Annotated in this window: 14 protein-coding genes; 12 read left to right on the top strand and 2 right to left on the bottom strand. The window is 74.2% G+C overall.

The window, feature by feature from the left end:
• The first annotated feature begins 105 nt into the window (after positions 1 to 105).
• From AKI01S_RS23255 to AKI01S_RS23215, 9 genes are all read left to right on the top strand, one after another.
• On the top strand, positions 106 to 1,077 hold the full coding sequence (locus AKI01S_RS23255) for an LLM class flavin-dependent oxidoreductase (protein WP_067821766.1): 972 nt from the start codon (positions 106 to 108) through the stop codon (positions 1,075 to 1,077).
• Positions 1,078 to 1,473: 396 nt separating this feature from the next.
• Positions 1,474 to 2,193, top strand: a complete 720-nt coding sequence (locus tag AKI01S_RS23250) for a Crp/Fnr family transcriptional regulator (RefSeq protein WP_067821764.1) — start codon at positions 1,474 to 1,476, stop codon at positions 2,191 to 2,193.
• 83 nt (positions 2,194 to 2,276) lie between these two features.
• Entirely contained in the window at positions 2,277 to 3,023 is a 747-nt protein-coding gene (locus AKI01S_RS23245; protein ID WP_157420060.1) for a nucleotidyl cyclase domain-containing protein, read from the top strand.
• Positions 3,013 to 5,139, top strand: a complete 2,127-nt coding sequence (locus AKI01S_RS23240) for a hypothetical protein (RefSeq protein WP_067821758.1) — start codon at positions 3,013 to 3,015, stop codon at positions 5,137 to 5,139. Before AKI01S_RS23245 ends, AKI01S_RS23240 begins: the two co-directional genes overlap by 11 nt.
• Positions 5,136 to 6,032 (top strand): hypothetical protein, encoded by an 897-nt coding sequence (locus tag AKI01S_RS23235; RefSeq protein WP_067821755.1) that lies wholly within the window; start codon positions 5,136 to 5,138, stop codon positions 6,030 to 6,032. Before AKI01S_RS23240 ends, AKI01S_RS23235 begins: the two co-directional genes overlap by 4 nt.
• Positions 6,029 to 6,511 (top strand): Pycsar system effector family protein, encoded by a 483-nt coding sequence (locus AKI01S_RS23230; protein ID WP_067821752.1) that lies wholly within the window; start codon positions 6,029 to 6,031, stop codon positions 6,509 to 6,511. Before AKI01S_RS23235 ends, AKI01S_RS23230 begins: the two co-directional genes overlap by 4 nt.
• A gap of 23 nt (positions 6,512 to 6,534) precedes the next feature.
• Positions 6,535 to 7,176 (top strand): hypothetical protein, encoded by a 642-nt coding sequence (locus AKI01S_RS50790; protein WP_157420058.1) that lies wholly within the window; start codon positions 6,535 to 6,537, stop codon positions 7,174 to 7,176.
• A 114-nt stretch (positions 7,177 to 7,290) separates the two neighbouring features.
• Complete coding sequence (locus AKI01S_RS23220) at positions 7,291 to 7,890, top strand: DUF6891 domain-containing protein (protein ID WP_084000116.1); 600 nt, start codon at positions 7,291 to 7,293, stop codon at positions 7,888 to 7,890.
• A gap of 124 nt (positions 7,891 to 8,014) precedes the next feature.
• Positions 8,015 to 9,142: an epoxide hydrolase family protein gene (locus AKI01S_RS23215; protein WP_067821742.1), complete on the top strand. Its 1,128-nt coding sequence runs from the start codon at positions 8,015 to 8,017 to the stop codon at positions 9,140 to 9,142.
• Positions 9,143 to 9,194: 52 nt separating this feature from the next.
• Here AKI01S_RS23215 and AKI01S_RS23210 read toward each other — a convergent pair whose 3' ends face one another.
• Positions 9,195 to 10,139 carry an AraC-like ligand-binding domain-containing protein gene (locus AKI01S_RS23210; RefSeq protein WP_067821738.1) on the bottom strand — a complete coding sequence of 315 codons (945 nt, stop codon included), beginning with the start codon at positions 10,137 to 10,139 and terminating at the stop codon, positions 9,195 to 9,197.
• Between the two features lie 213 nt (positions 10,140 to 10,352).
• Here AKI01S_RS23210 and AKI01S_RS23205 point away from each other — a divergent pair, with 213 nt between their 5' ends.
• Positions 10,353 to 11,012 carry a dioxygenase family protein gene (locus AKI01S_RS23205; RefSeq protein WP_084000112.1) on the top strand — a complete coding sequence of 220 codons (660 nt, stop codon included), beginning with the start codon at positions 10,353 to 10,355 and terminating at the stop codon, positions 11,010 to 11,012.
• A gap of 70 nt (positions 11,013 to 11,082) precedes the next feature.
• Here AKI01S_RS23205 and AKI01S_RS23200 read toward each other — a convergent pair whose 3' ends face one another.
• Positions 11,083 to 12,036, bottom strand: a complete 954-nt coding sequence (locus AKI01S_RS23200; RefSeq protein ID WP_157420068.1) for a helix-turn-helix transcriptional regulator — start codon at positions 12,034 to 12,036, stop codon at positions 11,083 to 11,085.
• Between the two features lie 67 nt (positions 12,037 to 12,103).
• Between AKI01S_RS23200 and AKI01S_RS23195 the strand changes: the two genes are divergently transcribed.
• The gene (locus AKI01S_RS23195; RefSeq protein WP_067821732.1) at positions 12,104 to 12,700 is read left to right on the top strand and encodes a DinB family protein; all 597 of its coding nucleotides are present in this window, start codon (positions 12,104 to 12,106) and stop codon (positions 12,698 to 12,700) included.
• Position 12,701: 1 nt separating this feature from the next.
• Complete coding sequence (locus AKI01S_RS23190) at positions 12,702 to 13,139, top strand: VOC family protein (RefSeq protein WP_067821728.1); 438 nt, start codon at positions 12,702 to 12,704, stop codon at positions 13,137 to 13,139.
• The last annotated feature ends 10 nt before the right edge of the window (positions 13,140 to 13,149 follow it).

Raw genomic sequence — 13,149 nt, 5'->3', positions numbered from 1 at the left:
GGCCCGTCCCTCCCCGAAACAAGTGGACAGTGCGTCCATATTGTGTCAGCTTAGTGGGCACTGTGTCCGCTTAATGGCGGGCGACGGCCGGGAAGGGAGCACATCGTGGACATCGGCAGGATCGGGATCGTCTTCGGCAGCCTCACGCCGCCGGAGGAGCTCGCGGACGGGGCGGCGCTGGCCGAACGGCTCGGCTTCGGAGAGCTGTGGTTCTCCGAGGACTGCTTCTTCACCGGCGGCCTGTCCGGGCTCACGGGGCTGCTCGCCGCCACCGGCACGGTGCCCGCGGGGCTGGGGCTGGCCAGCGTGATGACGAGGCATCCCGCGATCCTGGCGATGGAGCTGGCGGGGCTGGTGAGGACGTACCCGGGACGCGTCCGGGCCGCCGTCGGGCTGGGCAACACGCACTGGCTGGAGCAGATGGGACTGGTGCCCGAGCGCCCGCTGACCGCGGTCACCGAGACCTTCGACGTCCTGCGCGAGCTCCTCGGCGGCGCGGTGGTCGACCGCCGGACGAGCGTGCACGACCTGTCCGGCGTCCGGCTGGAGTTCGCGCCGCGGCTGCCGCCGGAGCTGTGGATCGGGGCGGTCAACGAGCGCGCGCTGCGCGCCGCCGGGGAGCGGGCCGACGGGGTCCTGCTGTCGGTGCTCGCCGGCCCGGACTACGTGGCCTGGGCGAGGGAGCTGGTGTCGGCGCCGGGACGGCAGGCCCCGCCCCTGACCGCCTTCGTGCTGGCGTCGGTCTCCGACGACGGCCGGGCGGCCCGCGACGCCGTCCGGGACGCGGTCGGCTTCTTCCTGAAGGCCGAGGCGCACACCGCGCTGGTGGGCCGCTCCAAGCACGGCCCCGAGATCCGGCGGCGGGTCGCCGCCCTGGCGGACGGGGAACCGCTCGCCGTCGAGGACGACTGGATCGACGAGTTCGCGGCCGCCGGGGACCCCGACCACGTGCGCGACAGGCTCCAGCGCCTGCTCGACGCCGGAGCCGGTTCCCTCGGCCTGTGGCTGTTCCCCGCCGACCGCCTCGCCGACCAGCTCCGGTCGATGGCGACCGACGTCCTCGGCCGCGCCCGCTGACCGGCCGCCGGCCATGACCGGCGCGGCCCGCGGGGACCGGAAGCGGTCACCCCCCTGTGCGGCGCGGCGGGGCGGGACGCACCATGCCGTATGGCCGACAAGAAACTGGACCGCGCCGCCTACCACCGCAAGCGCCGGGCCCGCCTCCGCCGCACCCGCCGCCGCTCCCGCCCCACCACCGGCAAGGGCAAGGGCCGCTAGGCCGTGTTTCAAAGCCCTGGCCCACGGCGCTCGCCCGGGGCTCGCGCCTAACCAGGTCTTGGCGAGCGCGACATCGCTTCGCGATCTGACCTGCGGGCCCTCGCCTTCGGCGTCGGCCCCGCAGGTCAGGTAACGCGCTCGCCTGCGTGGCTGAGGCCCACTTTGAAACAGGCCCTAGGCGAACGCGAGCCCGGCATGCACTCCGCCCAGCCCTCCCGCCCGAGGCCCGAACCGGCGACCGCCTGGCCGACCTCCAGCCTGGTCGCCGGGCTCGGCGCCGCAACGCGCGCCGCACTTCTCGGCCTGGGCACGGCACGCCGGTTCGCCCCCGGCCACCGGATCATCGAGGAGGGCACGACCAGCACCTTCGTCGTCCTGCTCCGGGCGGGCTTCGTGAAGATCAGAGGACGGCTGGAGGACGGGCGGCAGGCGCTGCTGGCCATCCGCACGCGGGGCGACCTGGTGGGGGAGCTGGCCGCGCTGGACGGTGGGCCGCGTTCGGGAACGGTCACCGCGTGCAGCCACGTCGAGGCCAACGTCATCCCCCAGGGCGACTTCGTGCGCCTGCTGTGCCTGCGCTCCGACGCCGCGCTGGAACTGCACCGGATGCTCGCCTACCGGCTGCGGCAGGCCAACCGCCGCCGCCTGGACTTCGCCGGCTGCGCGGCGGGCGTCCGCGTCGCCCGGGTGCTGGTCGAACTGGCCGAGATCTACGGCCGCCCCACCCCGCGGGGAACGGTCTGCGACCTGCGCGTCACCCAGCTGGAGCTGGCCGACCTCGGCGGCACCTCGGAGAAGACGGTGCAGACCGTGCTGCACCAACTCCGTGAGGCCGGGGTGCTGGACACCGGCTACCGCCGGATCGAGGTCTTCGACATGCCAACCCTCCATCGTGCGGCGCATCTGACGTCCTGATCCCGCAGTAGTGCGGACATCGAACCGGAAACCGGGCGCAGGCTAGTCACGAGACTCCCTCAACCCGAGAGGTGACCGTGACGATGCACGATCCCGACGCGCCCGTCCGCCGTCTGGTCTCGGCCGTCGACATGCACGCCTACAGCGGCCGCCGGGCCTTCCAGCAGGTGGACTTCCAGCGGACGCTGATCGACGCCCTCGACGCGGCGGCCGCCCAGTCCGGCCTCGACCGTTCCGCCTGGTACCTCCAGGAGCAGGGCGACGCCGAGGTCGCCGTGCTCCCGGCCGACGCGCCCGAGCCGGTCGTGGTCGCCGACTTCGTGCGCGAACTCGCCAACCGGCTGGCCCGCGTCAACCACTCCCCCGACCCCGCCGAACGGCTCCGGCTGCGCGTCGCGATCCACTCGGGGATGGTGCACTTCGGCCGCAACGGCCTGCCCGGCCCGGCCGCCGTGGACGCCTGCCGGCTGCTGGACGCCCCCGCGCTGAAGGCGGCTCTCCGGGACGGCGACGCCGACCTCGCGCTGATCCTGTCGGACGGGCTGTTCCGCGACGTCGTGAGCCCCGGCTACCGGGGGCTGCGCGCCGTCGACTTCACCCGCGTGGAGGTGACGGTCAAGGAGTTCACCGGCGTCGGCCACATCCGTCTGCTCGGCGGCCCCGGCACCCGACGGGACCCGGAGCGCGAGAACGCCCCCGCCACCCGCCCGAGCGCGGAGTCCGGCGGCACCGGCCACGGCACGCACCTGAGCATCGGCGCGTGGTCGAGCGGCGGCGGCGACGCCATCGGCCGCGACCAGATCAACCACGGAGACCGCCATGTCCGATGAGAAGGACCCGGACGGCAGTGCTCCGGACGGCGGGGTCCCCGACGGCGAGGCTCCAGGCGAAGGACCTCCGGGCGACGAGGCCCGGAACGGCGGGGCTCAGGACGGCGCGGCGCCCGGCGGCGAGGCGAAGGCGGAGCAGTCCGTGAAACCCGGCGCGGGGGAGGAGGCCGGGAGACCGGACGGGAACGGGCAGGAAGGCGATCCGGACGCCGCGCTGAGCGCCGAGGACTTCCGCCGCCGCCAGGCCGAGGTCCGGGCGATCCGGGCGGCCTCCTCGGGGGCGGGCGACGCGGTCGGCCGCGACAAGATCGTCATGACGGTGTACGCCTCCGACCACGGTCACCGCTGGCAGGTCGGCGTCTACACCGACGACGAGGAGGCGCTCGCCCGGCACCGGGAGCGCTTCGTCGGCGTCTCGTCCCGCAACGCGCTGGCCGCCATGCTCGGCGAACGGCGGCTCGCGGTGCTGCGGGGCGCTTCCCGCACCGGCCGCAAGACCGCCGCGCTGGCCGCGCTGGCGCTGTTCACCGAGCGGATCCGGCTGGTCCAGGGGGAATGGCCGCCGAGCCGGTTGACCGGCGAGGTGGTCGAGCCCGGCTGCGGGTACGTGTTCGACGCCACCGACGCGCTGTGGGCGCGGCGACCGAGCGCGCCGGCGCTGCTGGGCTGCCTGCCGCTGCTGGAGTCGCGCAGCGCCTGGCTGGTCGTCCTGCTGCCGCCGGACTGCGACGACACCGCCGTCCGGGACCTGGTCGTCGGGCACGTGCCGCCCGATCCGAGCACCGTGCTGGACCGCCATCTCCGTGCCGACCTGCGGGACGAGCCAGGCGTCGCCGCCGAGGTCCTGAGCGGGGCGGACCCGCCCGCGACCCCGGCGGACGCCGCGGACCTGGCCCGGTCGGTGGTCCGGGGACGGGCCTGCGGCCGTTCCGTCACGGCCGTCCTGGAGAGCCGGCCGCACCCGCTCCGCGAACTGGCCCGCGAACGGCTGCGGCAACAGCGCGGCGTCGGGCTGGAACAGCGTGACCTGGCTCGGCGTGCGTTCCTCATCTCCTGGTCGGTGTTGTACGAGCGGCCCGCCGTGCAGATCTGCGCGGCGGCCCAGCGGCTCGCGGAGCGGCTGCACTGGATCTCCACCTCCAAGACCGACACCAAGCTGGGCCAGCTCCCGTTCGGCGACGTGCTGGACAGCTGGCTCGGCGACGTACGGAGGGAGGAGGCGGTGCCGACGGCCGAGGTGGACCGCAGGCTGCCGGTCCGTAAGGACTTCGCCGAAGCGGTGTTCCACGTCGTATGGTTCGACTACGTCGTCGCCCGCACGGCGCTGCTGGACTGGCTCACCGACCTCGCGACCGACTCCGACCGGCGGGTGCGGGTGCTGGCCGCCCTCGCGCTCGGGAGGCTGGCGGCCTACGACTTCGACTTCATCGCCCAGCGGTGCTTCGGCCCCTGGTCGCGGAGCTCCTCCTCCGTGCTGCACGAGGTCACCGCCTGGGCGCTGGAGGAGGTGGCCAAGCGGGAGCGCGGCCGGCACCGGGAGATCTTCGCGCTGGCCGACGGCTGGGCCGGGGCGGCGAGCCTGGCGCGGCGTTCGACGGCGGCGCTCCTGTACGGCACCGAGCTGGGCACGCGGGATCCCGGACGAGCCATGCGGGGGCTGCGGCGGATCGCCCGGTCCGACGCCAAACGGCTGCTCCGCCCGGTCACCCTGTCGGTCGTGGAGATCTTCGCCTCCGGCCAGGGGGAGGCGGTGGTGGAGGCGCTCACCGACTGGGCCGCGTCCCCGCGGCCGGCGGTGTGCTGGACGGCCGCCGGGTGCCTGGCCGAACTCGCCCGGCTCTCCGACGAGACCGACCGGCCGCCGCTGCTGGCGCTGTCCGACCGCCGCCCCGACCCGGTGACCGAGCTCTGGCGGCGCGTGCTGACCTCCCGCTTCTGCGGCAGCCGCCCCTGGGACGCGTTGCGGTCCTGGCCGGAACGCGGCGTGGACATCGACGACCTGCGCGACCGGCTGGAACGCGCTGACGAGCGGCTGCGCCGCCCGCTCCTGTTCTACCTGGGCCCGCGGACGCGTCCCGGCCCCCACCCCCCGACCGCCGTCAAGGAGAAGGTGTGAACACCCGATCACAACCCCCGTGCGGGCACACGCACTTCACGAAGTACCCGCTCCCGCCCGAGGGGGCGTGGGCCCGCCTCGGCCGCAGATGGAAGGAGCGGCTTCCCGTCGAACGCGTCGTCCACCGCGACCACATGCTCGAATTCGCCACGCCCGCGCAGGGAGACGGGTACGAGTTCACCGTGAAGGTCCAGTTCACCTGGTGCGCCACCGGGAAGGAGCGGACCGAGCGGCTGGCCGAGCGCGCCTGGAACCAGGCTTCGGCGCTGCGTGACCGGCTCATCGCCAGGCTGCGGCCGGTGTCGCGGCGGTTCGCCCCGTACGAGGCCGCCGATGCCGAGGCCCGCGTCATCGCGGTGGTGGAGGAGCTGTTCGCCCAGACCTACTTCGACCACACGACGGCCGAGGGGTTCAACGGCCGCACCCGTGCCATCGAACCCCTGACCTTCATCCGGCTCGACGACACCGTGCGCGAGGCCCAGCGGCGGGCATGGGACGAGCGGCAGACCGCCGACAACGCCCACGCGCTCGCCGAACGGCTCGTCCCGCAGCTCACCCGGCGGCGCGACCTGTGGCACGAGTTCCTGCGCTCCGGCCAGGGCAGCTGGATCACCCCCTACGCCGTCGCGCTGACCGTCTCCCCCGAGAGGGCCGCCGAGGTCGTGCGGAAGATGTTCGAGGATCGCCGCGAGCAGGTCGGCGAGCTGGCCGAGGAGATCGCCGACCAGGCGCAGGAGTACAGCAGCATGAACGCCTTCGAGCTCATGATGCGCAACGACACCGTGCTCCAGCGACTCATGGACCTGATGGGCATCGACCGTCCGCCGGAGCTGACCGCCAGGCCCTTCGACGACGGCGACCGGGCGCTGTGGAACGGGGATCCGCACGGGTGAGCACCGACAGCGCGTGGAAGGCGCTGGCCGAGGTCAACGGCTGGGTCCGCTTCGCCGACGCCAAGGCGACCGCGGTGTTGTCGCTGAGCGGGCTGCTGGGCGGCTGGATCCTGATGCTGCTGCCCGCCCAGCGCCACGCGGCCCCGCGGACCGTCGTGCTGGCGGCGGCCCTGGTGTTCGCGGCGCTGGCGACGGGGCTGGCGCTGGCCGCGTTGCGGCCCGCGGTCCGCCGCGGGCCGCCGCGCTCCCTGCTGCACTTCGCCGACGTGGCCCGGCTGTACCCCGACGCGGCGGCGTTCGCCGACGACTGCGCGGACCTGCTGGACGACGAGGTCCGGCTGGCCCGCGAGGTCAGCGACCAGGTCTGGGTCAACAGCGTCATCGCGACCCGCAAGTTCCGGCATATCGACAGGGCGCTGCTGACTCTGGTACCTGGTGTGGTGCTGACGCTCGGCGCCGTCCTCATGGGCGCCGGCTGACGGGAGCGGAGGGCGCGGTCGCGATGGGGGATCACGGGGCTTCTCGGGCACCGGCGTGGCGGGGGCTGGTCAACGCCGTGCTGTACACGCTGCTCTTCGCCGACCTGCGCGACCGCGGGCTCGTCGACCGCTGCGTCCGGGGCCTGCTGACCGAACCCCTGCTGGACCTCTCCCCCGAGCAGGAGTACGCCCTGCTCAACGACGCCCTCGCCTCCGGCGGGAGACTGACCGACCCCGAACGGTCGATCCCGCAGCCACACTCCGAGGAAGAGATCCGCGCGTTCCTGGGGGACGTCCTGCGCCGCATGGACGAGGCGCGCCCGTGGCCCGCCCTGCCGTTCCGGAGCGTTCCGCCATGGCCTCCGGAGCAGATCACGTCCGCCACGTACATCGGGAGCGTTCCGATGCGCGAGTTCGACGTGACGGACAGGATCCGCAAGGTGTTCCAGCGCGGGGTGATCGACGGCCGCGAGCGTTCCGTGCTCACCCTGGCGCTCCCCTCGGGCATGGAGGTCACGCTCGTCACGCCTTGGCGGAGAAGCAAGAACGTCGCCGCTCTCGTCCGCGCCGGGGACAGCATGGCCGAAGCGCGGCAGGAGTTCCGTGCGGCGACGGGCCTCGGCCTCGACCGCCCGCCCTGCGGACGAGCCTTCCGCCGCCGGTGACCTCCCCGCCGTCCGCATCCGGGCCGTCCCGGCGGGCGGGGACCGCGAGTGCGGAACGCACCTCCTGGCTGCGCGACGGGACCGCTGTCATCGGAGGGTGGCAGGATCTGCGGCGTGGTTGATGAGGACATGCTCGAAGAAGTGCGGGAAGTCGTCTGGACCGAGGTCGCGCGTGGTGAAGCCGACTTCGACGAGGTGGTGGAGGCCGCTGCCGACTATCTCGCCGGGCAGGATGACGAGGAGACGTTGCGCGCCGTCGCCCACGAGGCGGCGATGGCCGGGTTCGCCGCTCATGCCGAGGCGCAGCGGTCCTGGGGTGACGGACCGCTGGACACCGACCGCCTCGACGCCGCCTTCCGGGAGCTGGACGCGGCGGGCATCGTCGCCCGTGCCGACTTCACCTGCTGCCAGACCTGCGGCTTCGCCGAGATCGGCGGGGAGGTCCCCGAGGGGGAGAGCCCGCGCGGCTTCACCTTCTGCCATCGGCAGGACGTCGAGTCCGCCCTGCACGGCGGGGGCCTCTATCTCGCGTTCGGTTCTTTCGGCGAGGGCGTCGCCCCCGAGGAGATCGCCGCCGAGGTCGTGCGGGTCCTCGTCCGCCACGGTTTCGCGCCCGAGTGGAACGGCGAGGTCGGCCGGCGCGTCTTCCTTCCGATGACCTGGTGCGTCCGCCGGAACAACCACCCTGGTCGCGAGGAACCGGCGGACGCCTAGGCGCATCCCCGTCGCGGCCGAGATCCAAGATCCCTTTTAGTGGAATGGATCGCTCCGTTCCGCTATGATGGAGGAAGTGCGACGGGGACCTTCCGGACCCCACTGCCGACCGAGGGGAAACATCATGACCGCTGACGCCGTCCGGCCGTTCCGCATCGACGTCTCCGCCGCCGACCTGGACGACCTGCGCGACCGGCTGCGCCGGACCCGGTGGGGCACCCAGATCGGCGGGCAGGGCTGGAGCCGGGGCGTCCCGGTGGACTACCTGAGGGAGCTGGCCGCCTACTGGGCCGACGGCTACGACTGGCGCAAGGCCGAGGCCGAGCTGAACGCCCTGCCGCAGTTCGTCACCGAGGTCGACGGCCAGCCGATCCACTTCGCGCACGTCCGCTCGGACAACCCCGACGCCACGCCGCTGCTGCTGATCCACGACTGGCCCGCCTCGTTCGCGGCCTTCGCCCAGGTGGTCGAGCCGCTGACCGGCGACTTCCACCTGGTGATCACCGACACCCCCGGCGTCGCCTTCTCCGGGCCGCTGACCGCCCCGGGCTGGAACACCGGCAGGATCGCCGGCGCGTTCGTCGAGCTGATGACCCGGCTCGGCTACGACCGCTACGGCGTCCAGGGCAACGGCGGCGGCGCCTGGATCGCCGCCGAGATGGGCCGCCAGGCCCCCGACCGGACCATCGGCGTCCACCTCAACGGCCTGATCACCTTCCCCTCCGACGACCCGGCCGACTTCGCCGGCCTCACCGAGGTCGAGCAGGGACGGCTGGCCCGGCTCCAGGAGTTCCGCGACGACAAGATGGGCTTCAACCACATCCAGTCCACGCGTCCCGACACCCTGGCGCACGGGCTGCACGACTCGCCCGCCGGGCAGCTCGCCTGGATCGTGGAGAAGTTCAAGGAGTGGACCGACCAGGCCGCCGAGCTGCCCGAGGACGCCGTGGACCGCGACCTGCTGCTGACCAACGTCAGCCTCTACTGGTTCACCGGGACCGCCGGTTCCTCGGCCCAGCTCTACTACGAGATGGCCCACGACCCCACCGCCTACGCCCCCAAGCCGCGCGGGACCGTTCCCACCGGCGTGATCGCGACCGCCACCACCGACGTCGCCATCCGCCGCTTCGCCGACCGCGACCACAACGTCGTGCACTGGACCGAGACCGAGCGGGGCGGCAACTTCCTGGCCATGGAGCAGCCCCAGATCCTCGCCGACGACGTGCGCGCCTTCTTCGGCTCCCTCCGCTGACCCCGGGCCGTCGTGCCGCCGCGGACGGCGGCACGACGGCCCCGGCGGCGCCTCAGCGCGGGAGGTCCCGGTAGGCGCTGGGGCTCACTCCGTACGCGGCGCGGAACGCGCGGCTGAAGGAGGAGGCGTCGGCGAACCCCCAGCGCGCCGCGATCGCGCCGATCCGCCGGTCGGCGGCGCGCGGGTCGCGCAGCTCGCGGCGGCACCGCTCCAGGCGCCGGGTCCGCACGTACCGCGCCACGGTGTCGCCGCGCACCTGGAAGATCCGGTAGAGCTGGCGCACCGACAGGTGGTGGGCGCGGGCGATCGTCTCGGGCGACAGCGCGGGGTCGGCCAGCCGCCGTTCGATCCACTCCTGGATGTCGCGCAGCAGGGCGGCCTCGACGGGCGGCGGGGGCACCGCGCGGCCGAGCCGTTCGCACAGCGCGCCGGTCAGCAGCTCGGCGATCGCCTCGCCCAGGTGGTGGGCGTGCGGGCCGTCGGCGGCGTCCCCGTCGGCGGCCAGCGCCGACAGCAGCGACGCCACCAGCCGCCCGCTGCGGGCCTGGTCGGTCAGCAGCGTGCCCGCCATCTCCCAGACCCGGTGCGGGGGCAGCGCGACCGCCCCGTGCGGGACGAGGGCGGTGAAGATGTGGTGCGCCCGGAAGTCGATCTCGACGGGCCGGGTCAGGTCGTACAGCACCAGGTCGCCGGGTCCGGCCAGGGCCTCGCGGCCGTTCTGCCGCAGCAGGCAGGAGCCGCGCAGCACCAGGCCGAGCTTGTAGCACTCGCGGGTGTCGCGGTCGACCTGCCGCGCGCTGCGCCGCACCCGGTGCGCCGGGGCGCGCACGTCCCCGGTCAGGACCGGGCCCAGCTCGCGGGCGGCCAGCAGGGCGGCGAACCCGGGCCGGTCGGGCGGGTCCAGCCGCAGCGGCCCGAACGCCGCCGAGACCGTCCGCCGCCAGTGGTCGGCCTGGTCGTCGAGGGGATGGTGGACGGTGGTGACGAGCGTGGCCATCGCGCTCCTTCGCGCCGCGGGGACAGGACGGGCCGGACGCATCCCCGCCAGGCTGACGGGCGCGGCGGGGCGGGTCAATGAGCGAGTCGGAACGACAGACCGCGCCGCTTTCGGCAGGGGATGCCAACCCGTCGGCAGCCAGCGCCAAGACCCGGCCCCGCCCCCCGGGATACACATGTCGCGACGCTCTCCCCCCGCCAAGAAGGAGCTCCCATGTCGGACGACCCCCAGAAGGACGACTCCCGGAAGGACGACTCCCGGAAGGACGGGCGCGGCCTCAGCCGCAAGGACTTCATCGTGGGCGCCGGTCTCGGCGCGCTGGCCGTGCCGGCCGTGCTGGGCGCTGCCGCGCCCTCCGGGGCGCGGCAGCGCACGCTGACGCCGACCCCCAGCTGCGACGACGGCGACGACCCCACGCCGCCGCAGACCGAGGGCCCCTACTTCAAGCGCAACTCCCCGCAGCGGGCCTCGCTGCTGGAGCCGGGGATGACCGGCACCCGCCTGACGGTGACGGGCCTGGTGTACTCGATGTCGTGCCGCCCGGTGGCCCGCGCGCTGCTGGACTTCTGGCAGGCCGACACCTACGGCCGCTACGACAACACCGGCTACCGGCTGCGCGGCCACCAGTACACCGACGCGGCGGGCCGCTTCACGCTGACGACCATCGTGCCGGGCCTGTACCCGGGCCGGACCCGGCACATCCACGTCAAGGTGCAGGCGCCCTACCAGCCGGTGCTGACCACGCAGCTGTACTTCCCGAACGAGCCCCGCAACCAGACCGACCCGATCTTCCACCCGGACCTGGTCATGAACGTCCAGAACGGCCCCACCGGCCGGTCCGCCACGTTCGACTTCATCCTGCGCCTCCCCTGACCCCGCCCCGGCGCGGGCCCGCGCCGCTCCTCCTTCGGCACGGGCCCGCGCCGTTCTCCGGGGCGGGGGTTCAGCCGGTCCCGGTCATCGCCGCGAGGCGGCGGGCGAGCCGGGCGGCGGCCTCCCGCAGCTCCGGCGGCTCCAGCACCTGCGCCTCGAAGCCCAGCCGGGCCACGCGCACGGCGAGCCAGTCCAGATCGTCCCCGCCGACGACGAGCACGCACCAGCCGTCGCGGTCGTCCTCGACGCGCCCCACCTGGGGCGGCACCAGCTCCCGCACCCGTTCGGGCGGGGCGTGCATCCGGATCCGGGCGAGGTGGCGGTACGGCGCCTCGGTCACCGACCGCCGCACGTAGGCGACCGGGTCCGGATGCTCCCTGGCCCGGAAGCGCCAGGTGGTGGCGGTCGCCTCGCGCATCCGGTCCAGCCGGAAGGTGCGCCAGTCGTCGCGGTCGACGTCCCAGGCCATCAGGTACCAGCGGCGTCCGGTGGCGACCATCCGCACCGGCTCGACGGTGCGTTCGCGTTCCGCGCCGTCGCGGCCGGTGTACCGGAACCGCACCCGCACCGCGTCGCGGCAGGCCCGCGCGAGCGTCGTCAGCAGCTCCGCGTCGACCTGGACGCCGGGGTCGACGAGGATCTCGGTGGCGCCGTGCACCGCCCGCACCTCGGCGCGCAGCCGGGGCGGCATCACCTGGTCGAGCTTGGCCAGCGCCCGCAGCGCCGCCTGGCCCGCGCCGACGACCGTGCCGCCCGCCGCCAGCCGCAGGGACACCGCCGTCGCGGTCGCCTCCTCGTCGTCCAGGAGCAGCGGCGGCAGCCGGGTGCCCGCCCCCAGCCGGTAGCCGCCGCCGACGCCCGCCGTCGCGTGGACGGGGTAGCCGAGCGCGCGCAGCCGCTCCACGTCGCGGCGCACCGAACGGTCGGTGACGCCCAGCTCGGCGGCGAGTTCGGCGGCGGTCCAGGACGGCCGCCGCTGCAGCAGCGACAGCAGCCGCAGCACCCGCTCGGTCGTCGCCTCCACGGTCACGCGCCCATCGTCGCACAGATCACGGAACGTTCCTGTCCGCTATGGGCGGCAGGCTGGGGCCATGACCGACCAGACCTGGAACGCCCTGCTCCGGGACCAGCTGACCTGGCACTGGACCGGGCAACTGCGCGACCGCCTCGACGGGCTCACCGACGAGGAGTACTTCTGGGAGCCGGCGCCCGGCTGCTGGAGCGTGCGCCCGCGCGGTGCCGGCACCGGTGCCGGCACCGCGCCGGTGCGGGCCGGGTCCGGCGCGATGACCATCGACTTCGCGCTGCCGGTGCCAGACCCGCCGCCGCTCACGACGATCGCCTGGCGGCTCGGGCACGTGATCGTCGGTGTGCTCGCGGCGCGCAACGCCGCGCACTTCGGCCGCGAGCCCACCGACTACCGGGCGTTCGGGTACGCCGCGACCGCCGCCGGGGCGCTGGCCCAGCTCGACGAGGAGTACGACCGGTGGCTGGCCGGGGTCGAGGCCCTCGGCGAGACCGGCCTCGCCCGCCCGTGCGGGGAGGCGGAGGGCCCGTACGCCGACCGCCCGCTGGCCGCGTTGGTGCTTCACATCAACCGCGAACTGATCCACCATCTGGCGGAGGTGTGCCTGCTCCGCGACCTCTACCTGCACACCCACCGGCGGACCCGACGGGAGACGAGCTGAGATGGCCCGTGACGTACAGATCACTTTCGACTGCGCCGACCCGGCCAAGCTGGCGGCGTTCTGGGCCGAGGCCCTCGGCTACCGGCTCCAGGACCCGCCCGGGGACTTCGCGTCGTGGGAGGAGGCGCTGGAGGCGGCGGGGGTGCCGCCCGAGCGCCGCAACGACGCCTCGGCGCTGAGGGATCCCGACGGTTCGGGGCCCCGGCTGTTCTTCCAGCGGGTGCCGGAGGGCAAGCAGGCCAAGAACCGCGTGCACCTCGACGTGCGGGCCGCTCCCGACCTTGAGGGGGAGGCGCGGATGAAGGCGCTGGAGGAGGAGGCCGAGCGGCTCGTCTCCCACGGCGCCACCCGGCTCGAACGCCACGAGCCCGACCCCCCGCTCGGCGCCGGCCACATCGTGATGGCCGACCCCGAGGGCAACGAGTTCTGCCTCGACTGACCGCCCGCGC

This window comes from Actinomadura kijaniata NBRC 14229, assembly GCF_001552175.1.
Taxonomy (GTDB): domain Bacteria; phylum Actinomycetota; class Actinomycetes; order Streptosporangiales; family Streptosporangiaceae; genus Spirillospora; species Spirillospora kijaniata.
The sequence above is the reverse complement of the archived record's forward strand: the minus strand, read 5'-3'. Positions and strand labels throughout refer to the sequence as shown.

What these genes read in the sequence shown, in the direction of transcription:
- AKI01S_RS23250 (WP_067821764.1), top strand. Translation starts at nt 1,474, where the DNA reads ATGCACTCCGCCCAGCCCTCCCGCCCGAGGCCCGAACCGGCGACCGCC.
- AKI01S_RS23245 (WP_157420060.1), top strand. Translation starts at nt 2,277, where the DNA reads ATGCACGATCCCGACGCGCCCGTCCGCCGTCTGGTCTCGGCCGTCGAC.
- AKI01S_RS23240 (WP_067821758.1), top strand. Translation starts at nt 3,013, where the DNA reads ATGTCCGATGAGAAGGACCCGGACGGCAGTGCTCCGGACGGCGGGGTC.
- AKI01S_RS50790 (WP_157420058.1), top strand. Translation starts at nt 6,535, where the DNA reads ATGGGGGATCACGGGGCTTCTCGGGCACCGGCGTGGCGGGGGCTGGTC.
- AKI01S_RS23215 (WP_067821742.1), top strand. Translation starts at nt 8,015, where the DNA reads ATGACCGCTGACGCCGTCCGGCCGTTCCGCATCGACGTCTCCGCCGCC.
- AKI01S_RS23210 (WP_067821738.1), bottom strand. Translation starts at nt 10,139, where the DNA reads ATGGCCACGCTCGTCACCACCGTCCACCATCCCCTCGACGACCAGGCC.
- AKI01S_RS23205 (WP_084000112.1), top strand. Translation starts at nt 10,353, where the DNA reads ATGTCGGACGACCCCCAGAAGGACGACTCCCGGAAGGACGACTCCCGG.
- AKI01S_RS23195 (WP_067821732.1), top strand. Translation starts at nt 12,104, where the DNA reads ATGACCGACCAGACCTGGAACGCCCTGCTCCGGGACCAGCTGACCTGG.
- AKI01S_RS23190 (WP_067821728.1), top strand. Translation starts at nt 12,702, where the DNA reads ATGGCCCGTGACGTACAGATCACTTTCGACTGCGCCGACCCGGCCAAG.